General features: G+C 61.6%; 28 protein-coding genes. 17 read left to right on the top strand and 11 right to left on the bottom strand.

Features of this window, described 5'->3' with window-relative positions:
• The first annotated feature begins 32 nt into the window (after positions 1 to 32).
• Complete coding sequence (locus LZK81_RS17690) at positions 33 to 494, top strand: tripartite tricarboxylate transporter TctB family protein (protein ID WP_233954085.1); 462 nt, start codon at positions 33 to 35, stop codon at positions 492 to 494.
• A 10-nt stretch (positions 495 to 504) separates the two neighbouring features.
• Positions 505 to 2010, top strand: a complete 1506-nt coding sequence (locus LZK81_RS17685) for a tripartite tricarboxylate transporter permease (RefSeq protein ID WP_046604377.1) — start codon at positions 505 to 507, stop codon at positions 2008 to 2010.
• A 173-nt stretch (positions 2011 to 2183) separates the two neighbouring features.
• On the opposite strand, the gene LZK81_RS17680 is transcribed toward LZK81_RS17685, so the two are convergent.
• The gene (locus tag LZK81_RS17680) at positions 2184 to 3236 is read right to left on the bottom strand and encodes a LacI family transcriptional regulator (RefSeq protein WP_233954084.1); all 1053 of its coding nucleotides are present in this window, start codon (positions 3234 to 3236) and stop codon (positions 2184 to 2186) included.
• 266 nt (positions 3237 to 3502) lie between these two features.
• Here LZK81_RS17680 and LZK81_RS17675 point away from each other — a divergent pair, with 266 nt between their 5' ends.
• The 9 genes from LZK81_RS17675 (at position 3503) to LZK81_RS17635 (ending at position 12396) form a co-directional block, all read left to right on the top strand.
• Positions 3503 to 4753 (top strand): ABC transporter substrate-binding protein, encoded by a 1251-nt coding sequence (locus LZK81_RS17675; protein ID WP_233956604.1) that lies wholly within the window; start codon positions 3503 to 3505, stop codon positions 4751 to 4753.
• 111 nt (positions 4754 to 4864) lie between these two features.
• Entirely contained in the window at positions 4865 to 5803 is a 939-nt protein-coding gene (locus LZK81_RS17670) for a carbohydrate ABC transporter permease (RefSeq protein WP_233954083.1), read from the top strand.
• The gene (locus tag LZK81_RS17665; RefSeq protein WP_233954082.1) at positions 5800 to 6681 is read left to right on the top strand and encodes a carbohydrate ABC transporter permease; all 882 of its coding nucleotides are present in this window, start codon (positions 5800 to 5802) and stop codon (positions 6679 to 6681) included. Before LZK81_RS17670 ends, LZK81_RS17665 begins: the two co-directional genes overlap by 4 nt.
• A gap of 6 nt (positions 6682 to 6687) precedes the next feature.
• Positions 6688 to 7794: an ABC transporter ATP-binding protein gene (locus tag LZK81_RS17660; protein WP_233954081.1), complete on the top strand. Its 1107-nt coding sequence runs from the start codon at positions 6688 to 6690 to the stop codon at positions 7792 to 7794.
• 53 nt (positions 7795 to 7847) lie between these two features.
• Positions 7848 to 8240, top strand: coding sequence for a DUF3459 domain-containing protein (locus LZK81_RS17655; RefSeq protein ID WP_233954080.1), 393 nt, complete (start codon positions 7848 to 7850; stop codon positions 8238 to 8240).
• A 99-nt stretch (positions 8241 to 8339) separates the two neighbouring features.
• Complete coding sequence (locus LZK81_RS17650) at positions 8340 to 9140, top strand: BON domain-containing protein (protein WP_233954079.1); 801 nt, start codon at positions 8340 to 8342, stop codon at positions 9138 to 9140.
• A gap of 63 nt (positions 9141 to 9203) precedes the next feature.
• Complete coding sequence (locus LZK81_RS17645; RefSeq protein WP_046604383.1) at positions 9204 to 9425, top strand: hypothetical protein; 222 nt, start codon at positions 9204 to 9206, stop codon at positions 9423 to 9425.
• A 171-nt stretch (positions 9426 to 9596) separates the two neighbouring features.
• Complete coding sequence (locus LZK81_RS17640; protein ID WP_046608306.1) at positions 9597 to 11297, top strand: sensor histidine kinase; 1701 nt, start codon at positions 9597 to 9599, stop codon at positions 11295 to 11297.
• Positions 11298 to 11379: 82 nt separating this feature from the next.
• Positions 11380 to 12396: a DNA topoisomerase IB gene (locus LZK81_RS17635; protein ID WP_233956603.1), complete on the top strand. Its 1017-nt coding sequence runs from the start codon at positions 11380 to 11382 to the stop codon at positions 12394 to 12396.
• 59 nt (positions 12397 to 12455) lie between these two features.
• Here LZK81_RS17635 and LZK81_RS17630 read toward each other — a convergent pair whose 3' ends face one another.
• Positions 12456 to 13016: a type 1 glutamine amidotransferase domain-containing protein gene (locus LZK81_RS17630; protein ID WP_046604385.1), complete on the bottom strand. Its 561-nt coding sequence runs from the start codon at positions 13014 to 13016 to the stop codon at positions 12456 to 12458.
• A 51-nt stretch (positions 13017 to 13067) separates the two neighbouring features.
• Positions 13068 to 13265, bottom strand: a complete 198-nt coding sequence (locus LZK81_RS17625; protein WP_046604386.1) for a hypothetical protein — start codon at positions 13263 to 13265, stop codon at positions 13068 to 13070.
• 336 nt (positions 13266 to 13601) lie between these two features.
• On the opposite strand from LZK81_RS17625, the gene LZK81_RS17620 reads away from it, so the two are divergent.
• Positions 13602 to 14666 (top strand): c-type cytochrome, encoded by a 1065-nt coding sequence (locus tag LZK81_RS17620; RefSeq protein ID WP_233954078.1) that lies wholly within the window; start codon positions 13602 to 13604, stop codon positions 14664 to 14666.
• A gap of 34 nt (positions 14667 to 14700) precedes the next feature.
• Here the strand turns inward: LZK81_RS17620 and LZK81_RS29265 are convergent, their stop codons facing one another.
• Both LZK81_RS29265 and LZK81_RS17615 read right to left on the bottom strand, forming a co-directional pair.
• A complete protein-coding gene (locus tag LZK81_RS29265) occupies positions 14701 to 14823 on the bottom strand; it encodes a hypothetical protein (protein ID WP_007751416.1) in 123 nt (40 codons plus the stop codon).
• Between the two features lie 71 nt (positions 14824 to 14894).
• Positions 14895 to 15161, bottom strand: coding sequence for a hypothetical protein (locus tag LZK81_RS17615; protein ID WP_046608310.1), 267 nt, complete (start codon positions 15159 to 15161; stop codon positions 14895 to 14897).
• A gap of 114 nt (positions 15162 to 15275) precedes the next feature.
• On the opposite strand from LZK81_RS17615, the gene LZK81_RS17610 reads away from it, so the two are divergent.
• On the top strand, positions 15276 to 15527 hold the full coding sequence (locus tag LZK81_RS17610) for a hypothetical protein (RefSeq protein ID WP_233954077.1): 252 nt from the start codon (positions 15276 to 15278) through the stop codon (positions 15525 to 15527).
• A 72-nt stretch (positions 15528 to 15599) separates the two neighbouring features.
• Entirely contained in the window at positions 15600 to 17678 is a 2079-nt protein-coding gene (glgX, locus tag LZK81_RS17605; protein ID WP_233954076.1) for a glycogen debranching protein GlgX, read from the top strand.
• Between the two features lie 77 nt (positions 17679 to 17755).
• Here glgX and glgA read toward each other — a convergent pair whose 3' ends face one another.
• Positions 17756 to 19240, bottom strand: a complete 1485-nt coding sequence (gene glgA, locus LZK81_RS17600; protein ID WP_233954075.1) for a glycogen synthase GlgA — start codon at positions 19238 to 19240, stop codon at positions 17756 to 17758.
• Positions 19241 to 19539: 299 nt separating this feature from the next.
• Positions 19540 to 19890, bottom strand: a complete 351-nt coding sequence (locus LZK81_RS17595) for a DUF2934 domain-containing protein (RefSeq protein WP_046608313.1) — start codon at positions 19888 to 19890, stop codon at positions 19540 to 19542.
• Between the two features lie 173 nt (positions 19891 to 20063).
• Here LZK81_RS17595 and LZK81_RS17590 point away from each other — a divergent pair, with 173 nt between their 5' ends.
• The gene (locus LZK81_RS17590; protein ID WP_233954074.1) at positions 20064 to 20312 is read left to right on the top strand and encodes a hypothetical protein; all 249 of its coding nucleotides are present in this window, start codon (positions 20064 to 20066) and stop codon (positions 20310 to 20312) included.
• Between the two features lie 107 nt (positions 20313 to 20419).
• On the opposite strand, the gene LZK81_RS17585 is transcribed toward LZK81_RS17590, so the two are convergent.
• Both LZK81_RS17585 and LZK81_RS17580 read right to left on the bottom strand, forming a co-directional pair.
• A complete protein-coding gene (locus LZK81_RS17585; protein ID WP_037077652.1) occupies positions 20420 to 20917 on the bottom strand; it encodes a ferritin-like domain-containing protein in 498 nt (165 codons plus the stop codon).
• A gap of 84 nt (positions 20918 to 21001) precedes the next feature.
• Positions 21002 to 21394, bottom strand: a complete 393-nt coding sequence (locus tag LZK81_RS17580; protein ID WP_052756717.1) for a BON domain-containing protein — start codon at positions 21392 to 21394, stop codon at positions 21002 to 21004.
• 145 nt (positions 21395 to 21539) lie between these two features.
• Here LZK81_RS17580 and LZK81_RS17575 point away from each other — a divergent pair, with 145 nt between their 5' ends.
• A complete protein-coding gene (locus tag LZK81_RS17575; RefSeq protein ID WP_046604393.1) occupies positions 21540 to 21869 on the top strand; it encodes a hypothetical protein in 330 nt (109 codons plus the stop codon).
• A gap of 19 nt (positions 21870 to 21888) precedes the next feature.
• Here LZK81_RS17575 and LZK81_RS17570 read toward each other — a convergent pair whose 3' ends face one another.
• Positions 21889 to 22068 carry a hypothetical protein gene (locus LZK81_RS17570; RefSeq protein ID WP_233954073.1) on the bottom strand — a complete coding sequence of 60 codons (180 nt, stop codon included), beginning with the start codon at positions 22066 to 22068 and terminating at the stop codon, positions 21889 to 21891.
• Positions 22069 to 22260: 192 nt separating this feature from the next.
• Entirely contained in the window at positions 22261 to 22461 is a 201-nt protein-coding gene (locus LZK81_RS17565; protein ID WP_046608317.1) for a hypothetical protein, read from the bottom strand.
• Between the two features lie 106 nt (positions 22462 to 22567).
• On the opposite strand from LZK81_RS17565, the gene LZK81_RS17560 reads away from it, so the two are divergent.
• Positions 22568 to 23374 (top strand): Ku protein, encoded by an 807-nt coding sequence (locus LZK81_RS17560; protein ID WP_233954072.1) that lies wholly within the window; start codon positions 22568 to 22570, stop codon positions 23372 to 23374.
• The last annotated feature ends 114 nt before the right edge of the window (positions 23375 to 23488 follow it).

The raw sequence follows: 23488 nt of genomic DNA, 5'->3' as shown, positions 1-23488 counted from the left end.
GGCAAAAGCCTCTCCCACTTCACGGAGACACCATGAATTCTCTGAAATTCGACACTGCCAATCTGATCTGCGGGCTGCTGCTGGTCGCGACAGGCCTGTTCTTTGCCTACCAGTCGTTCGAACTGGAACTCGGTACGGCGCTGCGCATGGGGCCTGGCTATTTTCCGTTCATCCTCGCCTGCGCGCTCATCCTGTTCGGCGCGCTCATCCTCTTCCAGTCGATGCGGGTGGACGGTGGGCCGATCGGAGCGCTCGCATTGCGCGGCATGGTCTTCATCCTGCCAGCGCCGATCTTCTTCGGCCTTACCGTTCGCGGGCTGGGCTTCGTGCCGTCGATCTTCGTCACCGCACTGATCGCCTCCTTCGCCTCGGGCCGCATGAAACCGCTCACCGCACTCGTCCTGTCGGCGGCGCTGACGGTCTTCTCGGTCGCCGTCTTCAGCTATGGCCTCGGCCTTCCGTTCCGCCGTTTCGGGCCCTGGCTCGGTTATTGAGGATTGACTGATGGATCTGTTCAATAATCTCGCGCTTGGTTTTGCGACGGCGACGTCGCTGGAGAACCTGTTCTTCTGCCTGATCGGCGTGCTGCTCGGCACCCTGATCGGCGTGCTGCCCGGCATCGGCGCCACGGCGACGATCGCCATGCTTCTGCCGATCACCTTCCAGCTCGAACCGGTGTCGTCGCTGATCATGCTCGCCGGCATCTATTACGGCGCGCAATACGGCGGTTCGACCACGGCGATCCTGATCAACATGCCGGGCGAGTCCTCGTCTGCCGTCACCGCCATCGACGGTTACCAGATGGCGCGCAAGGGCCGGGCCGGAGCAGCTCTGGCGATCGCCGCGATCGGCTCGTTCTTTGCCGGCACCGTATCGACCTTCCTCGTCGCGATCTTTGCGCCGCCGCTCACCCAGATCGCGCTGCAGTTCGGCGCGGCCGAATATTTCTCGCTGATGGTGGTGGGCCTCGTCTCCTCGATCGCACTCGCCCACGGTTCCATCGTCAAGGCGCTCGCGATGGTGGCGCTCGGCCTGCTGCTCGGTCTCGTCGGCACCGATATCTACACCGGCACGCCGCGCTTCACGCTCGGGATACGCGAATATGCGGACGGGCTGAACTTCGTGGCGGTCGCGGTCGGCGTCTTCGGCATCGCGGAAATCCTGCGTAATCTCGAAAACGAAAAAACCCGCTCCGTGCTGATGGCGAAGGTCAGCGAGCTCATGCCGTCGCGGGAGGATTTCAAGGCGATGGTCGGGCCGGTCCTGCGCGGCACGGCCATCGGCTCGATCCTCGGCATCCTGCCGGGCGGCGGCGCCATCCTTGCGGCGTTTGCGTCCTACACGGTCGAAAAGAAGGTTTCGAAACATCCGGAAGAATTCGGCCACGGGGCGATCGCCGGCGTTGCCGGTCCGGAATCGGCCAACAATGCCGGTGCGCAGACGTCGTTCATCCCGCTGCTCACCCTCGGCATTCCGGCCAACCCGGTCATGGCGCTGATGATCGGCGCGATGATCATCCAGGGTATCGTTCCAGGCCCGAACGTGGCAACCGAACAGCCGGCCCTGTTCTGGGGCATCATCGCCTCGATGTGGATCGGCAACCTGATGCTCGTCATCCTCAACCTGCCGCTCATCGGGCTGTGGGTGAAGCTGCTCACCATCCCCTACTACGTGCTGTTCCCGATCATCATGGCTTTCTGCTCGATCGGGGTCTACAGCGTCAACTCGAACGTCTACGACCTCTACGCCGTCGCCTTCTTCGGCCTCATCGGCTACGTGCTGTTGAAGCTGCGCTGCGAACCGGCGCCGCTGCTGCTCGGCTTCGTGCTCGGGCCGCTTCTGGAAGAGAATCTCCGGCGGGCGATGATCCTTTCGCGCGGCGATCCGGCCACCTTCGTCACGCGTCCCATCAGCGCGGCCCTCCTCTTCCTCGCGGCCCTCGTCCTCGTCATCGTCTTCTTGCCAAGCGTGAAGAAGAAGCGCGAACAGGTCTTCGTCGAAGAGGACTGAGAAGCCGCGGACAGCGCGTCATCGGATCTCCCCCCTTGCGGGGGAGATGCCGGCAGGCAGAGGGGGATGGTTCCACATCCTCCTCGTAAGTTGAGTTCGCTGAACCACCCCCCTCTGTCACCTCCGGTGACATCTCCCCCGCAAGGGGGGAGAAGGGAGTTTGCTGCACCGCCTCAAACCGTCTGCAGCGCCTGCAATTCCTGTATGGGGGCGGGCCCGGCGATCCGCTTCAACAGCAGCTTGCCCATCAGAAAACCTGCTTCCGTCAGGTCTTCGTAGATCGTCTCTACGCGGGGGCGGATCTGGTCGAACAGGCCCGATGTCTGCTTGGCCACCAGCCTTATATCCCTGCCGAGTTCGAGACGATGGTCGTAGGCGGATGCCATGACCGCGAGTGCCGATACCTCGCCGCCGCAGATATATCCGTCCGGGCGCTCCGGCTCGCCCATTCGGTGGAACAGATAGTCGCGAATGTCATCCGACTTGCTGTCGAGCGTGACGTCCTTGGCGATTTCGAAGCCGATGCCTTCCTCGCGCACCGCCGTCATGAAGCCGTGCCTGAGGTGGTGGGCGAAGGTGAAACGCTCCGGCGGCAGTATGATCGACAGCCTTCTCGCACCTGTGGCGATCAGCTTTTTCGCGGCCTGGTACGCAAAACTGTAATTGTCGTAATCGACATAGGGATGGGCGGTGGCAAGCTCGGTCCGGCCGTGACAGATGAACGGAAAATTGTTCTCCATCAATAGCTTGACGCGTTCGTCCGCCGGTTCGGTACGGGTGAAGACAATGCCGTCGGCCATGCGGTTGCGCATGATATGGCGCACCGGTTCGATCTGCGGCGTATCGGAAAAATGCGGCGTTATGACCAGATGATAGGCCGTGCCTCGCAAGGCTTCGGTCAGGCCGTTGATCATCGAGGTGGCATAGCCGAGGATTTCCTCGTGCGGATCGAGAACGAGGCTGATGACATTGGTGCGGCCAGTGCGCAGGCGCTGCGCCGCCCGGTCCGGCAGGTAGCCGATATCGGCTGCGACCTTGCGGACGCGCTGACGTGTTTCGAGCGCTATCTGCGGCGCATCGGCAAGCGCGTGCGATACGGTCGTGACCGCAAGTCCTGTCAGTTCGGCGATCGTCTTAAGGGTGGGCTTCGCGCCAACGCCGGATTTTGCGGCTGCCCGCTCCGACTTCGCCCGCCGACCCTTGTCCCCCAGGTCTTCCAGCGACATATCCTCTTCTCCTCCGCTCCCGCCCCGGAACCGGAGCGAGCCTCATCTATATCGTTACAAATTTTTCGAAAGTCGCCAGGAATTTTTCTCGATTCCTGAGTAAAAATTCGTCGCGTACCAATTTTGCTAGTTTTTTCCTCATGTTAAGCCGATCGCTTGGTGATGTAAAAAATCCTCCGAGCGGGTTGACACTGACTGCAATTATATCGTTATAAATCGCCATATCCGGAGAGGAGCCCGGATGCAAAGGGAGATTCTCAATGAATATTCGAATGATTGCCAAACTCGCCGCCGGTGCGGCACTTATCGCCATGACCGCCGGTGCCGCCAAGGCGGCAGAACAGGTCGAAGTCCTGCATTGGTGGACTTCGGGTGGTGAAGCGGCCGCGCTCAACGTGCTGAAGGAAAACCTCCAGAAGCAGGGCGTCGCCTGGAAGGACATGCCGGTCGCCGGTGGTGCAGGCTCTGCTGCCATGACGGCGCTGCGCGCCCGCGTCACGGCCGGCGACCCGCCGACCGCCGTCCAGCTTCTCGGCTTCGACCTGAAGGACTGGGCCGAAATGGGCGTCGCCGCAAACCTTGACGACCTCGCCAAGAAGGAAGGCTGGGACAAGGTTATCCCGGCCGCTCTCCAGAACTTCTCGAAGTTTGACGGCCACTGGATCGCCGCTCCGGTGAACATCCACTCCACCAACTGGCTGTGGATCAACAAGGCGGCACTCGACAAGGCCGGCGGCAAGGTTCCGACCAATATTGCCGAGCTCATCACCATGCTCGACGCCTTCAAGGGCCAGGGCCTCACCGCCCTCGCTCACGGCGGCGTTCCGTGGCAGGACGGCACGCTCTGGGAAGCCGTCGTGCTTTCGACCGGCGGTCCGGACTTCTACAAGAAGGCCGTTCTCGATCTCGATCCGGCAGCACTTTCCGGCGATACGATGAAGAAGGTCTTCGACACGATGTCGAAGCTGCGCACCTATTTCGACCCGAACTTCTCGGGCCGCGAATGGAACCTTTCGACCGCCCTCGTCATCGAAGGCAAGGCCGGCGCCCAGGAAATGGGCGACTGGTCGAAGGGCGAATGGCTGCGCGCCAACAAGAAGCCGGGTACGGACTTCGTCTGCATCCGCTTCCCCGGCACGCAGGGCTCGGTCCTCTTCAACGCCGACCAGTTCATGATGTTCAACGTTGGCGGCGACGCCGAAAAGGCCCAGCTCAAGATGGCGTCCGCCGTCGAAGATCCCGCCTTCCAGATCGCCTTCAACACGGTCAAGGGTTCTGTTCCTGCCCGTACCGACGTCTCGAACGAAAAGTTCGACGATTGCGGCAAGAAGGGCATGGCGGATCTCACGGAAGCTTCTTCCAAGGGCACGCTGATGGGCTCGCTCGCCCATGGTTACGCTCAGCCGGCTGCCATCAAGGAAGCCATGCTCGACGTCATCACCCAGCACCTCAACGGCCAGCTCACCACCGAAGCAGCGCTGAAGCGCCTGCCGGAAGCGGTGAAGGCTGCCAAGTGATCGCGTTTTCGCGAAAGTTCTGACATCCGAGTGGCCGGGATAATCTCCCGGCCACTTTTCAAATTCCGGCTCGCCGGTATCTCTTAGTTCTGGTGTCTGCCGGAGGTCATGATGACGACAATCGAACCGGTTCCCGCCCTGTCGCCCCAAGGGGCGCCGCAGAGACAGGGACGCACTTTTGCGGACGGAGTGCGCAACGCGCTGCCGAAGATCGTGCTGGCGCCGTCGTTTGCGGTGATCCTCGTCTTCGTCTACGGCTTCATCCTCTGGACGGTCTACCTTTCCTTCACGACCTCACGCATCCTGCCGGTCTACAAATGGGGCGGTTTCGACGCTTATTTCCGCCTCTGGTCGCAGCCGAACTGGTATGTGGCGATGCAGAACCTGGCCATCTTCGGTGTCCTCTATATCGGTATCTGCATCATTCTCGGGCTTGGCATCGCGATCCTGATGGACCAGCGGATCCGCGCCGAAGGCCTGCTCAGGCCGATCTTCCTCTATCCGATGGCGCTCTCTTTCGTCGTCACGGGTACCGCGTGGAAGTGGTTCCTCAATCCGGGTCTCGGGCTCGAGAACACCATGCACAATCTCGGCTGGACGAGCTTCAAGTTCGACTGGCTGGTCAATCCCAAGATGGCGATCTACACCGTCGTCATTGCCGGGGTCTGGCAGGCGTCCGGTTTCGTCATGGCGATGTTCCTGGCCGGTCTCCGCGGCATCGACGGCGAGATCATCAAGGCGGCCCAGATCGACGGCGCTTCAACTGTCTCGATCTACCGCCGCATCATCATTCCGCTGCTGCGACCCGTCTTCCTTTCCGCGTTCATCGTGCTCGCGCATATGGCGATCAAGTCCTACGACCTGGTCATCGCGCTGACCGGCGGGGGGCCGGGCAATGCGACCGAGCTGCCCTCGACCTTCATGTATTCCTACACGTTTACCCGTAACCAGATGAATGTCGGATCGGCGAGCGCCGTGATGATGCTGATGGGCATTACCGCGATCATCGTGCCCTATCTCTATTCGGAACTGCGGGAGAGAAAGCAATGAGCGCGACACAAGAAACCGTCAGCGCCGGCGGAGCCCGCACCGCCCGCTATTTCATCTATGCAGCCCTGATCATTCTGGCGCTGGTCTACCTCCTGCCGCTCTACGTCATGTTGTCGACGTCCTTGAAGTCGCTCGACGAAATCCGCGGCGGCGACATGCTGGCACCGCCGCGCGATCCGTCGGTCGCCGCCTGGGTGCGCGCCTGGGGCGAGGCCTGCATCGGGGTCAGCTGCGTCGGCATCAAGGGCTACTTCTGGAATTCCATCAAGATGGTGGTTCCGGCGGTTCTGATCTCGACCCTGCTCGGTGCGCTCAACGGCTACGTGCTGACCAAGTGGCGCTTTCCGGGCCACAAGCTGGTCTTCGGCATGATGCTGTTTGCCTGCTTCATTCCGTTCCAGGCGGTCCTGATCCCGATGGCACGCGTGCTCGGCACGTTCGGCCTGTCGAACTCCACCGCCGGCCTGGTCCTCGTCCACGTGATCTACGGACTCGGCTTCACCACGCTGTTCTTCCGCAACTATTACGAAGCTTTTCCGGATGAACTCGTGAAGGCCGCGATGATCGACGGCGCGGGTTTCTTCCGGATCTTCTGGCGCATCCTGCTGCCGAGTTCCGGGCCGATCATCGTCGTGACGATCATCTACCAGTTCACCAACATCTGGAACGACTTCCTGTTCGGCGTGTCCTTCTCGTCCGGCACGTCCTCGCCGATGACGGTGGCGCTCAACAACCTCGTTGCCTCCTCCACCGGCGTCAAGGAATACAATGTCGACATGGCGGCTGCGGTGTTCGCAGCGCTTCCGACGCTGTTCGTCTATGTCGTCGCCGGACGCTATTTCGTGCGTGGCCTGATGGCCGGCGCAGTCAAGGGATAACCGCACATGAGCTTTCTTGAAATCAAGGATATTCGCAAGAAGATCGGCAATAACGAGATTCTGAAGGGCATCAATATCGAGCTCGAAAAGGGCGGCTTCCTGGTTCTCGTCGGGCCGTCCGGCTGCGGCAAGTCGACCCTGCTCAACGCGATCGCCGGCCTGCTGCCGCCGTCGTCGGGCGATATCGTCATCGACGGCCAGGTGGTCAACGATCTGCACCCCTCGCGGCGCGACATCGCCATGGTCTTCCAGTCCTACGCGCTCTACCCGAACATGACGGTCGAACAGAACATCGCATTCGCGCTGGAAATGCGCGGCGTCGAGAAGACGCAGCGCGAGGCGGCGGTCAAGCAGGTCGCCAAGACGTTGCAGATCGAGCATCTCCTGAAGCGCCGCCCGAGCCAGCTCTCCGGTGGCCAGCGGCAGCGCGTCGCCATGGGCCGGGCGCTGGTGCGCCAGCCGCGCGTCTTCCTGTTCGACGAGCCGCTCTCCAACCTCGACGCCAAGCTGCGCGTCGAAGTGCGCGCCGAAATCAAGGCTTTGCACCAGAACACCCACGCCACCATCGTCTACGTCACCCATGACCAGATCGAGGCGATGACGCTTGCCACCAAGATCGTCGTGCTGAAAGAGGGCATGGTGCAGCAAATCGGCACTCCGGCGGAAATCTATGGCCGTCCGGCCAACCTCTTCGTCGCCGATTTCATGGGCTCGCCGGCAATGAACATGCTGAAGGGCAAGGTATCCGGCGCCAATGGCCAGCAGGGCATCGCGCTGTTCGGAAACGACGGCGTCAGGGTCGCCATGCCGCCTTCCGTGACCACCACCCTTCCGGAGGGCAAGGACGTCATTCTGGGCCTGCGTCCGGAGACGATTACCGATGCCGGTCTCGTCGATCCGCAGGCCCGCGCCACCGCCCGGATCGAGGCTGAAGTGACGATGATCGAACCGACCGGCTCCGATACCTTCGTCACCGGCAAACTGGACGGCGCGACCTTCACCGCCCGCACCCGCTCCGACGTACATGTCGCGCTCGGCCAGAAGTTCCCGTTCGCCTTCAATCTCGACAAGGCCGTCGTCTTCGATCCGCAGACGACCAACCGTATCGAATAAGCGGGCGGGGGCGTTTGACCTCCGGTCCTTTTGCCTTTTTCGGTGGAAACCCGGTGAACGGGTCGAACCGGGAGAATATCTTCGACCCGAACGCGGTGGAGACGTTCGATCGCTCGAAGCTGCATTGGGATCGCGCTCGCACGCCGGAAGGGCAGCTGCATCGCGACCGCATGCGCACGCTGATCGCCAAGCGGCGCAAGCATATCGTTCCTGGACTTCTCGCCGTCCCTCCTCACTCGGGCAGGATGCTCGATACCGAAGACGGCGTGATTGCCGTCGATTGGCGGCTGGCGGACCGCCTGCTGCAGCTTCGTGCCAATCTGACGGCCAGGGAGCAGGCGGCACCGCCCGTTTCCGGCACCGTCATCCATGTCGAACCGGCTGAAATCGCTGCCGGTGATATTCTTCCGGGCCTCTCCATGGTTGTGGCCGTTTCTCCCGATTGACCTCCAGCATTCCTCCCAAAGGGGGAACAATCCCGAGGAGGCGGGGTTGAGTCTGTGTCCCATGCGAAACGGGACCAAACCAGACCGAGGAGACAGACAATGGCTAGTGGAAATCATTCCCAATCGGGCGGGTATCGAAACGACCGGATGCGCGACGAGCGTGATTTCGCGCGCGAATCCTCCAGCGATTACCGCCCGGGCGATACGGGTTATGTGCGCGGTTCCAGCGACGATCCGCGCAGCCGCGATGCAAATCGGGAGGACGGCGATCCCTCGCGATTTCCCCGCTACGGTCGCAGCGAACAATGGGTATCCGACGATGGCGGGTTCGAGGCCGGTTATGGTGATTCGGAGCGGTCGCAGGCCTGGGCCCGCGAGTCCTACCGCGGCCGGCCTTCGTCGTTCAGCTACGAGCCGGGCCGCAACCGCGTCAACCAGGCCTATGGCGACCGTTACGGCTCGGACTATCGTTTCAGTGGTGAAGGCCGTTCCGGTTCTGACAGCCGCTTCCGCGGCGCGGACGACTATGGCCGCAAGCGCGGCTTCATGGAGCGCGCCGGTGATGAAGTCGCCTCCTGGTTCGGTGACGAAGGTGCCGAACATCGCCGGAAGATGGATGAACATCGCGGCAAGGGGCCGAAGGGTTATCAGCGCTCCGACGCCCGTATCGAGGAGGACGTCAATGATCGCCTCAGCGACGATCCGGTACTCGACGCATCGAACATCACCGTGACGATCCAGGGATCCGAAGTGACGCTCGACGGTTTCGTGTCGAGCCGCTGGGACAAGCGGCGGGCCGAGGATCTGGTGGACGAGGTTTCCGGCGTCCGACACGTCCAGAACAACCTGCGCGTCAACAATAGTTCGACCGATATGCTGACCGGTTCGACCACGATCTGATCCGGTCTGATCCACGAGTCAGGCCGCTGTCGGTGGCCTGACTCCATTCTAGAAGGAGACATCATGACCGAGAACAATGATACCGCCAAAATCCACAAGGACGCCGCGGGGCAGTACGCCAAATCCCAGGCGGACGGCAAGGCAAACGGCGTCGCAAGCGCCAAACCGACTGTGATCACCGGCTCCGACGACGCGACGAAGCACCGCAATCCGCCCGGCGAAAAGGGGCCGGAAAAGGACTGGGATGTGAATTTCGACGTGTCGGAGCGGCCTCGACACAGCTGAGCCGTCCCGTTCCGGAAAACCATATCGCCGGCAATCAATCCTTGGCCCGGCCTCTAAAACCAGTTAGATAAGACCCGCTAGAATATTAGCAGATGGCGGGACACGGAAATGAATAATGCCGGCAGGTGGCACAGGCACCTGCAGCTTTTTTCCATAGGGTAAAGACGCGGAATGTTTAGAGTTTCGCGGTTTTTTCCAACGGCGCCGATCGGTGCCTACCTGGTCGCACTGGCGGCTGGCGTCGCCTTGCCATTGCTGATTTTCGTCGGTTACCTGATGACGGAGCTGGAGGCGAACGAGCGCGAGATCCTTGCAGCCGAGACCGCCGAAGACGCCCAGCTCATCGCTCGCTCCATCGACCGTGAGCTACAGGACATGGCGACGACGCTTCGGCTGCTTGTCACGTCGCCGGAGCTTGAGGCCGGTGACCTGCGTGCCTTCCACAACCGAACCCAGAATAGCCTGCGGTCCGACTCGCTCTATATTCTCGTCGTCAATGCGGATGGGCAGCAGCGGCTCAACACCCGGGTGCCGTTCGACGCGCCGCTTGGCAAGATCTCCAGCATGCTCGGGCTGCAATCGGCTGTGAACAACGGCGTGACCGAAGTCTCCAACGTGTTTTTCGGCGCCACCAGCGGCAAGCATGTCTTCAACGTCACGATGCCTTTGCCCAAGGAGATTTCCCATTCCGGCGCCGCGATGATCATGACGCAGAATGCCGAGGACCTGCAGAAGCTGATCTCGACGGAGGGGCTTCCTGACGGCTGGTCGGTCGCGGTCGTGGACGGGGCCGGAAAGGTAGTGACTTCCCTCGGCGCCCATGCGCTCGGTTCCGGCACGGCGTTTCCCTCCGACATGCTCAAGCTGATGACTGGCTTCAAGGGTACGATCGAGGATGTCGACGGCAACCGCCGGCAGATGTACGGCTACGCCCAGATCACCGGGTGGACGTGGAAGGCCGTCGTCTGGGGGCCGATCGATGCGGCGCAGGCGAGCATCCTTACCACATGGCGGCAGTTGATCGCCGGCGGTGCGATCTTCCTCGCTCTCGGCATGCTGATCGCCTGGTTCGTCGGCCGTCAGCTTCGCATCCCGATCCGGCAGATCGCCGAAATGGCCGAGCGGATCGGCAAGGGCGAGATCGTCTCTCCCGTGGAGACGAAGATCCGCGAAGCCAACCAGGTGGCGGTCGCTCTTTCGAATGCCTCCTTCGACCGCAGCGAGGCGGAAGATCGGATTCACCTCATCCTGCATGAGCTGGTTCACCGGACCAAGAACATCCTCACTCTGATCCAGGCGATGATGCGCCAGCTGGCACGCCAGGACACCACGATGGAGGAGTTCCAGAAGGCGATCAGCACCCGCCTTCAAGGCCTCGGCAAATCGATCGAGGCGCTGGCGAAGGAGCAGTGGGCCGGGGTGTCGATCCGCCGCGTCATCGAAATCCACATGAGCACGTTCGCGGACGTGGCCGACCGGGTCGAGCTGCAGGGCACGGATTTTATCCTCAAGGCCGAAGCGGTCCAGAACCTTGGCCTCATCCTCCACGAGCTTGCCACCAACTCGGTGAAATACGGCGCGCTCTCCGTGCCGCAGGGCAGAGTGCGCATCGCCTGGAAGGACATGGTCGACGAAGATGACGGCGAAAGCCGGCTTGAGCTCGTCTGGGAAGAGAGGGACGGACCGGCGGTTCACGAGCCTTCCCGCACCGGGTTCGGCACGACGATCATCAGGCGCCATGCGGCGGCGGCTTTCGCCGGCCAGGTCGAGATCGACTTCCGCAATGAAGGGCTTCGCTGGTCCTTGAATGCGCCGCGCTTGGCCTTCGAACGAGGCGAGGGCGCCGAAACTCTCAAGGACATAGCCATCTAGCGGTTATCTCCGTGAGCGCCGGAACGAAGCTGTGGTCCTCGCCGTTTGGTCGGCCATGGACGCCATGCTCACCACGATCGACATCGATCAGGATTCCCTTGAGACCATCGGCCTTACCTATGTCGGCGATACGGAGCCCGGCATCCGTCGGCTCAGGCGCGGCAAGGGTTTCACCTACCGCCTGCCCGACGGCACTTTGCTCTCCGATCCGGAGCATCGCCTGCGGATCGCATCGCTCGGCCTGCCGCCCGCCTATGAGAATGTGTGGATCTGCCTCGATCCGCGTGGGCATCTCCAGGCGACCGGCTACGATTCACGCGGCCGCAAGCAGTATCGTTATCATCCCGACTGGCAGAACTTTCGCAGCGAACGCAAGTTCGATCAGCTCGTCCGGTTCGGCGAGGCTCTGCCGCGGATCCGCCGCAAGGCGAAACGCGACCTCGAACTTGGCCTCGACAAGTCCGACGCGGTGATCGCCGCATTGGTGGCCCTGATGGACGCAACCCATCTGCGGGTCGGCAATCGTCTCTACGCCAAGGAGAACAAGACCTACGGTGCGACCACGCTGCTGAAGCGCCACATGACGCTGTCCGGCGAGTCGGTCATGCTGCGCTTCGTCGCCAAGGGCGGCCGGCGCGTGCAGCACACGCTGAAACATCCCCGTCTGCAGCGCATCCTGGAAGAAATAGCCGATCTGCCGGGTCGGCAGCTGTTTTCCTGGCCGGACGAGCAGGGCGTGCCGCGTCCGATCGATTCGGGCCGGCTCAACGCTTATCTTGCCAAGGCCGCAGGGTTCGCGGTCTCGGCCAAGACGTTCCGCACCTGGGGCGGCAGTCTCGCGGGGCTGATGGCGGCCTGGGAGGTGGTAGAGCAGGAGGGCCGGCGCCCGAAGATCAAGGCGATGTGCAAGGCGGCGGCGGAAGCTCTGCACAACACGCCGGCGGTCTGCCGCTCAAGCTACATCCACCCGGGCATTCTGGCACTTTCGGAGGATGTCTCGCCGCTGGAAAAGGTGATGCGGGACAAGATGGCGCTGACGCGGCCGAAGGAGTTGCGCGCCAACGAACGGCGGCTTCTCGCCTTTCTGAAGCAGGTCTAGGCGTCCGTGTCGGCCGCCCGCGAGGAGGTTGCGGACGGCCGGAGCCGAGCTACGTCAAGTTACGCTGCCCGGCGATTGAGGCGTCCTTCCTGGACTTCCTCGACGATCTTCGCCACGAATTGCGGCAGATCCTCGGGCGAGCGCGAGGTGATGATACCGTTGTCGACCACTACGGCCTCATCCTTCCATGATGCGCCGGCATTGCGGATGTCGGTGCGGATCGAATGATAGGAGGTCGCCTTGCGACCGCGAAGGGCATCGGCCTCCACTAGCAACCATGGGCCATGGCAGATCGCTGCGACCGGCTTGCCGCTTTTCACGAAGTCCCGCACGACCTTCATCGCATCTTCGTTGTCACGCAGGATGTCGGGGTTGATCTGGCCGCCCGGCAGCACGAGGGCATCGAAGTCCTCCGCGTTGACGTTCTTGGCCTCCAGGTCCACCGGGACGGTATCGCCCCAGTTCTTCTTGTCCCAGCTTTTGATCTCGCCTGCCTTGATGGAGGCGATCTTGACGACGGCTCCACGTTTTTTCAGTTCCTCCAGCGGGACGCGCAGTTCCGATCGCTCATAGCCGTCGGCCGCGAGGATCAGGATGTTGGCGGACTCGATGGTGGTCATGCTGGTCTCCTTTGGTTGGCAGTTCCGTGGTGTGCAGAGTCTCGGCCGGCCTCACAGCCGGCCGGTGGAGAGGTCCCGGCCGTTGATGGAGGCGGGGACGCTGATTTCCTCACGAGGCGACTTGGGCAACGGAAGGACCACGGCATCAGGGACGACGACCTGCAGTTCTTCCGGATGGGCCACGGCGAAAGTTTTCTTCTGGTGCGTGCCGGTGAGCCTGTTTCTAAGCATTTTTAGAAATTGCATCATGATTTTCTCCCGTCGCGAACGCTGGGCGATTGCCCGTTCACAGGGGAGCAAACCCCTCGTCGGAGGATTCGTTCCATCTTTTTCACAGTCGGTTACACAAAGTTATCCGGCGGCTGGAACAAAATTCCCGATGGTACGTTCGGTGCCGAATTTTCCCAGTTCCCTGCTGAAGCCTCAACCACGGCGTTCGGCGTGCTGCTTTCCCTTTCTCTCCATCCGCTTTACGGTGAAAGGCCGAGACATCTGCCTTCGCCGCGACGCTCCGCCGTTGGGGATCGCGGGCAGGGGTGGCGTTGCTTGCACGGCGCCGGCCGTGGCTTTGGGAGGAGTAGCCGGATGACGATCCGCTGGAAATATCTCGCGATCCTTGTGATCGTGGCGCCGCTTCTGGGGCTTGGGTTCGCCTGGTCCGGACTGATGAGCGTCAAGGCAAGCACCGGTCATTGGGGGATCACGGATTGGTTCCTGCACTGGGTGATGCGCAATTCGATCCGTACCGCGGCTCTTTCCATCGAAGTGCCGCCGCTCGACAATCCGGCGCTGCTGCCGCCGGCGGCCGGGCATTTCGAGACCGGCTGCGCCATCTGTCATGGCTCGCCGGCGCAAAAGGCTTCAGGCGCCGTGCTCGCCATGCTGCCGCCGCCGCCGGATCTGAAGACGGTGGTTCCCGGCTGGAGCGATGCCGAACTCTTCGAGATCGTCAAGCACGGGGTGCGCTTCACCGGCATGCCGGCCTGGCCGGCTCAGGCGCGCGACGACGAGGTCTGGGACATGGTAGCGTTCCTACGAAAGCTGCCGGGCATGGACGGCAATGCCTATCTGCAGGCGTCCGGCCTGCATGGTATCGGCACCGCGGGCGAGGTGTCGCCGCTGCCGATCACCTGCGAAAGCTGCCATGCGGAAAAGCGGCTCAACGGCAACAGTGTCATCCCGCGGCTCGCCGGGCAGTCGGAAGCCTACCTGCTCAACAGCCTGCGCGCCTATGCGCATGGTGAGCGGGCAAGCGGCGTCATGAGGGTCGCGGTCGGGACCTTGGCGGAGGAGAGCCTGCCGGAGCTTGCGGCCTATTATGCCAAGCAGGCAAGACCGCAAAGGCCTTCGGTGCCGGTTGATCTACAGCTCGTGGAAAGGGGCCGCGAGATCGCGGAAAGGGGAAGAGCGACAGACAAAATTCCCGCCTGCCTCAGTTGCCACGAAAAGCCCGGCGGCAATCCTGCCTATCCGCGCATCTCGGGTCAAAACGCCCCTTATCTGGAGCGCCAACTCCGCCTCTTCCATGCAGGTGTGCGAGGCGGGTCTTCGTTCAACCACCTGATGACCGAGGTGGCAAAAAAACTAAATGAAGAAGATTTTGCCGCTCTCGCGGCCTTCTTTGCCGGCCGCGAGAGCAGTGGGCCTTAGATCAAGGCCTCTCTCCTCCCCAGGAGCTTGAAACTCAGACGGGGATGACCATCATGTAGCAGGCGGCGATCACCAGAACAAAGCCTGCTGCTTCTACCCATTCTCTGACCATCGTCGCCTCCATCGCTTCGGTCGTGAATGAACGAGAAAGTCGCATTGTAGTTCCACGAAATGGCCATAAACGTGGCGGGATCGCCTTAAATGTGACCTGGCACGGTTAACGGCACCTCAATTCTCGTCGGCTGCGGCCCGGGCACGTGCCGCGTCGAGGATCGACCGCACCTCGCGCGCCGCCGAATTCTCGATTGCGAATGCGCCCTCCGGCAACACGCCCGGATCCTCCTCATTGTCCTTGAAGGTCGCGTCGTCGCGCAGCCGCTTGAGGAGTGACGTGATGGTCACTTCGCCCCCGATCATCGCGGACAAGAGCTCGATCAGCAGTTCTCGGTGGGCATTCAGGCGCCCCTCCAGTTCATGCGGGGTCAGTGTCGACATGGTTTCCTCCTTGTCCCGTGCTTCGCTTCTTCAAGGAGATAGCGGAGGTTCCGGCGGAGGGAACAATCGCCGGAACCGAAAGTTGACCCTTCAGCAGGAACATGGAGGAAGACCGTGGCAGACTTCGCCAGATCGAAAGGCGGTCAGGGGCAGCGCGATGCGCGCGACCGGCTGATCCTCGCCCTTTACGCCCAGTTGAAGGCCGAACGGCAAACCCGCGAGGCGCTGGAATACGTCATTCGCAACGGCGCGCTGGCGCCCGAAGTGCTGGAAGCCATCGCCGGCGACCCCATCTCGGCCGCAACCGCCGAGGATGTCGCCGCGGTCGAGAAGGTGATCGCACTCGACGCGCATCGGTGCAGGTAGTTTATCTATCCGCCCAGGGAACGAAATGTTGTGCCGCACCATTATGACGTCAGTATTTCAATTGGGTGTGGCATGGATACAAGATCAAACCACTTGGTTATCGAGCGCGGCTCCTGGCTTCAGCTTGGAGCCAATTTTGATGGCGAGGGCGTCAATTTCGCGATTTTCTCGGCCCATGCGGAGCGCGTGGAGCTTTGTCTCTACGACGCCAGTGGTAGAATAGAGATCGCGAGGCTCGAGCTTCCCGAATACACCCATGAGGTCTGGCACGGTTATGTGCCGGGGCTGAAGCCGGGCACGCTCTACGGCTTCCGGGTGCACGGACCCTACGATCCGGAAAACGGCCATCGCTTCAACCCGAACAAGCTTCTGATCGACCCCTATGCGCGAGAATTCGTCGGCGACGTCGACTGGAACGAGGCGCATTTCGCCTATGATCTCCTGCACGAAGACAAGGACCTGATCTTCGACGAGCGGGACAGCGCGCCCTACATGCCGAAATGCCGGGTCATCGATCCGAACGAGTTCGACTGGAAGGACCAGAACCGGCCGAATATCGCCTGGCCGGCGACGATCGTCTACGAGACCCATGTGAAGGGCTTCACCCAGCTCAATCCGGGCATTCCCAAGGACCTGCGCGGCACATTCGAAGGCATGGGCCACAAGGCCTCGGTGGACTATATCAAGAGCCTCGGCATCACGTCCGTCGAGCTGATGCCGGTCCATTATTTCCCCGACGATCAGCACCTGCTCGACAAGGGGCTCCATAATTTCTGGGGCTACAACACGCTCGGCTTCTTCGCGCCGGCATCCCGCTATTATGGCCCCAGAGGCATCCAGGGGTTTCGCGACATGGTGCGGTCGTTCCACGACGCGGGCATCGAGGTCATCCTCGACGTGGTCTACAACCACACGGCCGAGGGCAACGAACTTGGGCCGACGCTCTCCTTCAAGGGCATCGACAATTACTCCTATTACCGGACCATGCCCGACCAGCACCGCTACTACATCAACGACACCGGCACCGGGAACACCGTCAACACCTCGCATCCGCGCGTGCTGCAGCTGATCATGGATTCGCTGCGCTACTGGACCGAGAGCATGCATGTCGACGGGTTTCGTTTCGATCTTGGCACGATCCTCGGCCGCGAGCCGCAGGGTTTCGACGAGCGCGGCGGGTTCTTTGATGCTATCAGCCAGGATCCGGTGCTCTCCAAGGTGAAGCTGATCGGCGAGCCGTGGGACATCGGTCCCGGCGGCTATCAGGTTGGCGGTTTCCCGCCTGGCTGGGCCGAGTGGAACGACAAGTATCGCGATACGGTGCGCGAATACTGGAAGGGCACCAATGTCTCGACGGACTTCGCCGCCCGCCTGCTCGGTTCCGGCGATCTCTACGATCAGCGCGGCCGCCGCCCATGGGCGAGCGTCAACTTCATCGCCGCCCATGACGGCTTCACCCTGAACGATCTCGTCTCCTACAACGAGAAACACAACGAGGCGAATGGCGAGGACAATAACGACGGCCACAACGACAATCGCAGCTACAATTACGGTGTCGAGGGTCCGACCGAGGACGAGGGCATCAATGCGGTGCGCGACCGCCAGAAGCGCAATTTCCTCGCAACCCTGTTCTTCTCGCATGGCACGCCGATGCTGCTTGCCGGCGACGAGTTCGGCCGCAGCCAGATGGGCAATAACAACGGCTATTGCCAGGACAGCGAAATTTCCTGGGTTCATTGGGAGAACCTGCCTGAGACCTGCGAGGAGCTGCGCGAGTTCACCCGCCAGATCATCAAGCTGCGCCGCGAACAGCCCTTGCTGCGCCGCGAGAACTGGCGCGACGGCCTGGAGATCAAATGGTTCAACGCCGGTGGCGGTTTTCAGACGCCGGAGCAGTGGGACGAAGGTTCCACGCTCGGCCTCCATATCGGCCGGACCGATCTTCGGGAAGAGGCGGGCATCTGGCACGACGTGCTGCTGCTCTTCAACCCGTTCGAAGGCAATGTACCGTTCCGCATCCCGCAGTTCGGCGAGGGCGGCTGGGTGCTTGAACTCACCACCTCCGACCTTTCCAAGCGCGGCCTGGTGATCACCAAGGAAAAGGATTTCGAGCTTGAAGCGCGCAGCCTGGCACTCTTCCGCAGGCCGTAAGGCCTTCGAACTTCTTGCCTATGCCCCATAAAAAACCGGCCTTCGAGCCGGTTTCTTTTTGTCCGCTGGCGGGAAGACTATAGCGTCGCGCGACGGATATCCGAGCTTGTCGAGGCAACATGACCGGACTTCAGCACCAGATTGGCATAAACGGCGGCATATTGCTGGGCACTGCGTTCCCAGGAGAATTTCGCCTTCATGCCCTGGTTCTGCAGCCGCGCCCACATCTTCGGGTCGCCATAGGCGTGCAGTGCGCGGCGAAGTGCGAGCCTCAGTCCGTCCGTGGTCACAGGATGGAACTGAAAACCGGTTGCGACGCGCGCCGACATGGCTGCGTCATTGGCATCGATGATCGTTTCCGAAAGTCCGCCGGTGCGGGAGACGACGGGGACGCAGCCGTAGCGCAACGCGTAGAGCTGGGTCAGTCCGCAGGGTTCGAAGCGGGAGGGCTGCACGATGGCGTCGGACCCGCCGTGGACCAGATGCGCCGTCGGTTCGTCGTAGCCGAAATGCACCGCCATCCGGCCCGGAAAACGCGCGGCGGTATCCGACAGAGCCCGCTCGATCTCGCGGTCGCCCTGCCCGAAGACGATGACCTGGCCGCCGTGGCGGATGATCTCGTCCGCCGTGTCGGCGAACATGTCGAAACCTTTCTGCCAGGTCAGCCGGCTAACGGCGGAAAACAGGGGGCCTTCCTGCGCTGGGTTCAGTCCGAATTTTTGAAGCAGCACGGCGCGGTTCTCGCGCTTACGGCGCAGCGTGCCGACATCGTAGTTGCGTGGCAGGTGTGGATCCGTCGACGGGTCCCAGATATCGAGATCGATGCCGTTGACGATGCCGCGCAGGACGGAGACGCGAGCATTCAGGACCCCGTCCATACCCATGCCGAAGCGTGGGGTGAGGATTTCCCGGGCATAGGTCGGGCTGACGGTGGTGATTGCATCGACCGTCTGCAGGCCACCCTTCAGAAAGCTGATATCGCCGAAATATTCCATGCGGTTCATGGAATAGGCCTCTGGCGGCAGGCCGATGCTCATCAGTACGCCGGCAGGATATTGGCCCTGGAAGGCGAGGTTGTGGATGGTCAGCACCACCGGCGTCTTGCAGCCGCGTTCGCGCATGTAGACGGAGGTCAGCGCCGACTGCCAGTCATGGGTGTGAACCAGGTCCGGAACCCAGCCCGGCAGTAATCCATCGGCGATTTCTGCCGCGGCGAGGGAAAGTGCGGCGAACCGTTTCCAGTTGTCGGGATGATCGATGCCCTCTTCGTCGACATAAGGGCCGCCGGGCCGGTCGTAGAGAGCGGGCGCATCGAGGATGAAAAGGCTGAGGCCTTCGACACGGGTATGGAGGAGCGCTGCTTTTTCGCCGAGCAGGTTGTCGAAGGTGACCAGCGGCATGGCGCTCTTCAGCTGCTGCATGACCTGGGGATAACCGGGGATCAGAGAGGTGGTCTCGATGCCGAGGGGGCTAAGCGCCTTGGGCAGAGATCCGGTCACGTCTGCAAGGCCACCCGTCTTCACAAGGGGGAAGATTTCGGAGGTGACCGAAAGAATTCTCATGCCGGGAAGCCCCCGCTTTCCATAACTTGTATTGATCCCCTGTTCCGCCGCGCTCCGCTCATCTCGACGAGGGTCGTCGATCGGGACGTAAGCGTTCATCATGCGTGCCTCCGCCATCTGCCAGTCTCACCCTCCAGAACGTTTTCGCCCTGGCCAACGTTCCTCCGTCAGGGCGGAACCGAGACCAAGTTCAGACGCAAAAGCCATTTCGATTTTCCAGGATAAACGAACCCGCGGCCGCGATGATATCAGTCGCCGCGACCAGTAACGATAGTGATGAAGCTGGGTGGCAGGCGGCGTCAGGCGCCAGCTGGAACCTTCTTGGAACGCTTCTTGGCCGGCTGGACTGCTTCCGGCATGGCAGCGGCCGGTGCCTTGGAAGTTGTCTTCGCCGGAGAAGCCTTGGCTGCGGCGGTTTTCGCCGCCGGTTTGGAAGTTGCAGCCTTCGACGCCGCTTTCGGCGGCTTCACGGAGGTGGCGGACTTGCCGCGCGATCCTGCCGCAGGCGATTTTGAAGCGGTCGGCCCGAGCGTCGCATATTCCAGCTTGGCTCTTTCCCAATGCTCCCTATCCTTGCCCGAGGGATAGCCTTCTTCTTCCCACAACGTGTAGGCCCGCTTTCTGATCCAGACTTCTTCGGATTCCGCCATTCTTGTCTCCATTCGCCCAAGCGCCCCAACGTGTGCGGCGCAGAAAAGTTCCCTGGTCAAAACGAAAAATCGCAACCGGCCGAGACATGGCCAACACTCGAAAAAAACTTCCCCGGAGGCGGAACTTTTGACTGTCGAATGTACTTATGGCCGCCGGGAAGGAGACACATCCAATGGGAAAGTACTGCGATATCGTTCCACACGCAACCGGCTGGGTCTACGTCATAGACGGCGTGCAGTCTGCGTCTTATTACCACACCTATGAACTTGCCATGGAGGCCGCCAAGGCCCATGTGGCGCGCGACCGAAGCGGCCGGGTGGAGATTTTCCGCCGACAGGCGCCGAACGGCGAGATGTTGCCGATTCCGACCATGCACGGACACGCCGATGCTTCGGTTCTGAGGCGATCTTTCCCGGCTTGAGGAGGCCGGAAGGGAGGAAAAACCCGGCGGCTGCCGGGTTTTTTGTATGTTTGGGTCACGAAAAAGACGCGGCCGAGGCCGCGCCCTTCTTCCGATCGCTCGAAATGTCACGCGGCCTTCTGGGCCGCCGTGTTGACGGCAGTCTTGGCAAGGGTCGTCAGAGCCTCGTCGGTCTTGCTTTCTTCGGCGAGCGTCTGTTCGAGAAGCGTTACCGCATCCCGGTGGCCGAGCTGTTGAGCCCAGGCGCGCAGGGTGCCATAGCGGCTGATCTCGTAGTGTTCGACCGCCTGCGCTGCGGCGAGCAGGCCGGCGTCGAGGGCCGGAGTGCCCTTGAACTCGTCAAGGATTTCCTCGCCTTCTTCGATGATGCCATCGATGGCCGGGCAAGTCTTGCCCTGGGCCCGTTTGCCGATGATCTCGAAGACCTGCTTCAGGCGATCGATCTGGCCTTCGGTTTCTTCCTTGTGCTTTTCGAATGCCGCCTTCAGCTTCGGATCCTGGGCGCCCCGCGCCATCTTCGGCAGCGCCTTCACGATCTGGCGCTCGGCGTAATAGATGTCCTTCAGGGTTTCATGGAAAAGGTCGTCGAGGGTCTTGTTGGCCATGGGTGTCTCTCCTTGTTGATGAGTATTCTTGAGGCAGGATTGCGAGGCATCTAACGAGTGACCGCCTCACAGGTTCCACGCAGATCAGTGCCTTTCGGGGGCTATTCGAAGATTGTTGCGGCAGGCGGCGACACCCTGGATGTCGAGGACGACGTCCTGGGCGCGTGCCTTGTCCGCAAGATGCGCAACGTATCCCTCCAGCGTCACTTCGCCGTTCTCCACCGAGACCGTCATGTTGGTCGGGTCGAGAAAGGCATCCTGTGTCAGTTGCTCATTCACGTCCTGTGCGATCAGATCGTCGGGGCGTTCGTAACCGTCCGGTCCCTTGCCGATCTGCTTTTCCTGCTCCGGTCCCTCGGCAAAGATATTGGCTTCGCCCTGAAGATAACCGCTTGGGCGGCTTTCCGCCGGGCCCTCCCATCGAGGCCATTGCGAGGTCTCGCCGGGACGGCCAGCTTTCGGCTGCTCATTCTTCATCGGCTTTCTCCTTCTCAGGGGCATGATCGCCCGCAGCGGAGAAACCCATGGTTGCCGGAAAGGTTCCGCACGATGTGATGGAACCGGAACGCATGACCTGCGTTTAGGTCTTCAACTATAAAAATGCTTACGACGGGAGAGAGACATGCAGGACAGGCTGAAGATCTATCGGCTGGTGCCGACGGCTGCCCCAAACGATCCGAGCTGGCAGAATTCGCCGCCGCATGGCGAAGTGCTGGTCCGGGCAAAGACCGCCGGCGATGCGCGGCTGGTGGCGAGCCAGGCGGAACTGGATTTCATGGAAATCGACACCTCGCCCTGCGAGGGCAATTCGACCGAGATGGCGAGCGCCTTCCGCAGCGACAAGCTCTATACGGTGATCGAGGATACTAGCTGCCGGTTCGCGCCGAACGGGCCGCGGGGCGTGATCGGTGGCCGGGTGCGCATCGACAACATGATTTCGACCAAACCCTGACTGGCTTGGACGGAGAGCATCAGCCGGCGCGGCCGTCGATCTTTTCGTTGAGTGCCCTCTGCAGCTCACGCGCCAGGTCGAGCAGCCGATCAGGAACATCTTCCTTCTCGATTTCGGTCAGAAGGACCGAGACCTTGCGGTTGACCCGCCGTCCCATTCTGACGTCCTGTTCCGCAACCGGAGTGTCTTGTTTCGTCATCCCGACCTCTGACGTGATCACCGCCGGCAGATCCGTTGCCGAACAATGTCCGCCCGCCATAACCCTACATTAGCTTTCCATACATCATTACGGCTAACTTCGAATATCCCGAAAAAGTCACAGAGGACAAATGAAATAAAGCGACTCCCTATCCGGGAGCCGCTTCATTTGTTCCAGAGGTTTTTTGGAAACTCAGTGCTTGGGCGGTTTCGCCGTGCCGGTGGGAATGGATGTCACCGTGCTCGAGACGGGATCGCTCGCCGGAAAGGTATCTTCCAGCCCCTCGTTGAGCTGCTCGTCCAGCTCCTTCTTTTCACCGCGCTGGCGAGCCGACTGCTCGGCTTTTTTGTGTGGGTCCTTCTGCACGGAGTTGGGAGTGCTGTTGGTGCTCATCTGATTTCTCCTGGCCTGTTTCATCACGAAAACGGTTTGGATCGAACGTTTGTTCCGGAACCAAGCGGAGGCGGCGCGGGTTATCGGGCAAACGAAGGAGTTTTCCGTGGCGCCGCGCGTATTCTGGAAAGGTTATCTGAAGCTCTCGCTGGTCACCTGCCGCGTGACGATGACGCCGGCCGTCTCCGAAGGAGCCAAGGTTCGGTTCCACAATATCAACAGCAAGACCAACAATCGCGTCCTCAGCCAGTATGTCGATGCCGAGACTGGTGAGGCGGTCGAGGACGAAGATCAGGTCAAAGGCTATCCGAAGGGCGAAGACGATTATGTTCTCCTCGAAGACGAGGAGATCGAGGATGTCGGGCTCGAAAGCACCCGTACCATCGATATCGAAACTTTCGTGCCGGCGGGCTCGATCGACTGGATCTGGTACGATCGGCCACATTACCTGGCGCCGGACGACGAGGTGAGTGCCGAGGCGTTTGCGGTGATCCGGGAGGCCATGGCAAAGACCGGTACCGGCGGCATTGCCCGGCTCGTCATGTACCGTCGCGAGCGGGCGGTTCTGCTGCTGCCCAAGGACAAGGGGATCGTGGTCTGGACCTTGCGTTACGGCGACGAAGTACGCGACGCCGACGAATACGCCACCGAGAAGCCGAAGGAGAAGGCCCAATCCGAACATCTGGCGATGATGAAGAAGATCATCGACGAGCGCACCGAAGCCTGGAAGCCTTCAATGGCGGACGACCCGGTCCAGGACCGGCTGCTCGAAATCATCGCCGAACGCAAGAAGAGCCGGAAGACCAGGAAGAAGGTCGAGGAGAAGACGCCCGAACGCACCAGCAATGTGATCGATATTACCGCGGCGCTGAAGAAGAGCCTGGAGGCGGAGCGAAGTTTGCCGCGGAAGTGAGGCGGTGCGGCATACTCCCATCTCCCCCTTGCGGGGGAGATGTCACCGAAGGTGACAGAGGGGGTGACGCCGCGAGTTCAATTGGCGATGAGTATGCGGCAGCACCCCCCTCTG

Origin of the sequence: Neorhizobium galegae (assembly GCF_021391675.1) — a bacterium.
In the GTDB taxonomy this organism is placed as follows: domain Bacteria; phylum Pseudomonadota; class Alphaproteobacteria; order Rhizobiales; family Rhizobiaceae; genus Neorhizobium; species Neorhizobium galegae_B.
The sequence above is the reverse complement of the archived record's forward strand: the minus strand, read 5'-3'. Positions and strand labels throughout refer to the sequence as shown.

What these genes read in the sequence shown, in the direction of transcription:
- LZK81_RS17690 (WP_233954085.1), top strand. Translation starts at nt 33, where the DNA reads ATGAATTCTCTGAAATTCGACACTGCCAATCTGATCTGCGGGCTGCTG.
- LZK81_RS17685 (WP_046604377.1), top strand. Translation starts at nt 505, where the DNA reads ATGGATCTGTTCAATAATCTCGCGCTTGGTTTTGCGACGGCGACGTCG.
- LZK81_RS17680 (WP_233954084.1), bottom strand. Translation starts at nt 3,236, where the DNA reads ATGTCGCTGGAAGACCTGGGGGACAAGGGTCGGCGGGCGAAGTCGGAG.
- LZK81_RS17670 (WP_233954083.1), top strand. Translation starts at nt 4,865, where the DNA reads ATGACGACAATCGAACCGGTTCCCGCCCTGTCGCCCCAAGGGGCGCCG.
- LZK81_RS17665 (WP_233954082.1), top strand. Translation starts at nt 5,800, where the DNA reads ATGAGCGCGACACAAGAAACCGTCAGCGCCGGCGGAGCCCGCACCGCC.
- LZK81_RS17660 (WP_233954081.1), top strand. Translation starts at nt 6,688, where the DNA reads ATGAGCTTTCTTGAAATCAAGGATATTCGCAAGAAGATCGGCAATAAC.
- LZK81_RS17650 (WP_233954079.1), top strand. Translation starts at nt 8,340, where the DNA reads ATGGCTAGTGGAAATCATTCCCAATCGGGCGGGTATCGAAACGACCGG.
- LZK81_RS17645 (WP_046604383.1), top strand. Translation starts at nt 9,204, where the DNA reads ATGACCGAGAACAATGATACCGCCAAAATCCACAAGGACGCCGCGGGG.
- LZK81_RS17640 (WP_046608306.1), top strand. Translation starts at nt 9,597, where the DNA reads ATGTTTAGAGTTTCGCGGTTTTTTCCAACGGCGCCGATCGGTGCCTAC.
- LZK81_RS17630 (WP_046604385.1), bottom strand. Translation starts at nt 13,016, where the DNA reads ATGACCACCATCGAGTCCGCCAACATCCTGATCCTCGCGGCCGACGGC.
- LZK81_RS17625 (WP_046604386.1), bottom strand. Translation starts at nt 13,265, where the DNA reads ATGATGCAATTTCTAAAAATGCTTAGAAACAGGCTCACCGGCACGCAC.
- LZK81_RS17620 (WP_233954078.1), top strand. Translation starts at nt 13,602, where the DNA reads ATGACGATCCGCTGGAAATATCTCGCGATCCTTGTGATCGTGGCGCCG.
- LZK81_RS29265 (WP_007751416.1), bottom strand. Translation starts at nt 14,823, where the DNA reads ATGCGACTTTCTCGTTCATTCACGACCGAAGCGATGGAGGCGACGATG.
- LZK81_RS17615 (WP_046608310.1), bottom strand. Translation starts at nt 15,161, where the DNA reads ATGTCGACACTGACCCCGCATGAACTGGAGGGGCGCCTGAATGCCCAC.
- glgX (WP_233954076.1), top strand. Translation starts at nt 15,600, where the DNA reads ATGGATACAAGATCAAACCACTTGGTTATCGAGCGCGGCTCCTGGCTT.
- glgA (WP_233954075.1), bottom strand. Translation starts at nt 19,240, where the DNA reads ATGAGAATTCTTTCGGTCACCTCCGAAATCTTCCCCCTTGTGAAGACG.
- LZK81_RS17595 (WP_046608313.1), bottom strand. Translation starts at nt 19,890, where the DNA reads ATGGCGGAATCCGAAGAAGTCTGGATCAGAAAGCGGGCCTACACGTTG.
- LZK81_RS17590 (WP_233954074.1), top strand. Translation starts at nt 20,064, where the DNA reads ATGGGAAAGTACTGCGATATCGTTCCACACGCAACCGGCTGGGTCTAC.
- LZK81_RS17585 (WP_037077652.1), bottom strand. Translation starts at nt 20,917, where the DNA reads ATGGCCAACAAGACCCTCGACGACCTTTTCCATGAAACCCTGAAGGAC.
- LZK81_RS17580 (WP_052756717.1), bottom strand. Translation starts at nt 21,394, where the DNA reads ATGAAGAATGAGCAGCCGAAAGCTGGCCGTCCCGGCGAGACCTCGCAA.
- LZK81_RS17575 (WP_046604393.1), top strand. Translation starts at nt 21,540, where the DNA reads ATGCAGGACAGGCTGAAGATCTATCGGCTGGTGCCGACGGCTGCCCCA.
- LZK81_RS17570 (WP_233954073.1), bottom strand. Translation starts at nt 22,068, where the DNA reads ATGACGAAACAAGACACTCCGGTTGCGGAACAGGACGTCAGAATGGGA.
- LZK81_RS17565 (WP_046608317.1), bottom strand. Translation starts at nt 22,461, where the DNA reads ATGAGCACCAACAGCACTCCCAACTCCGTGCAGAAGGACCCACACAAA.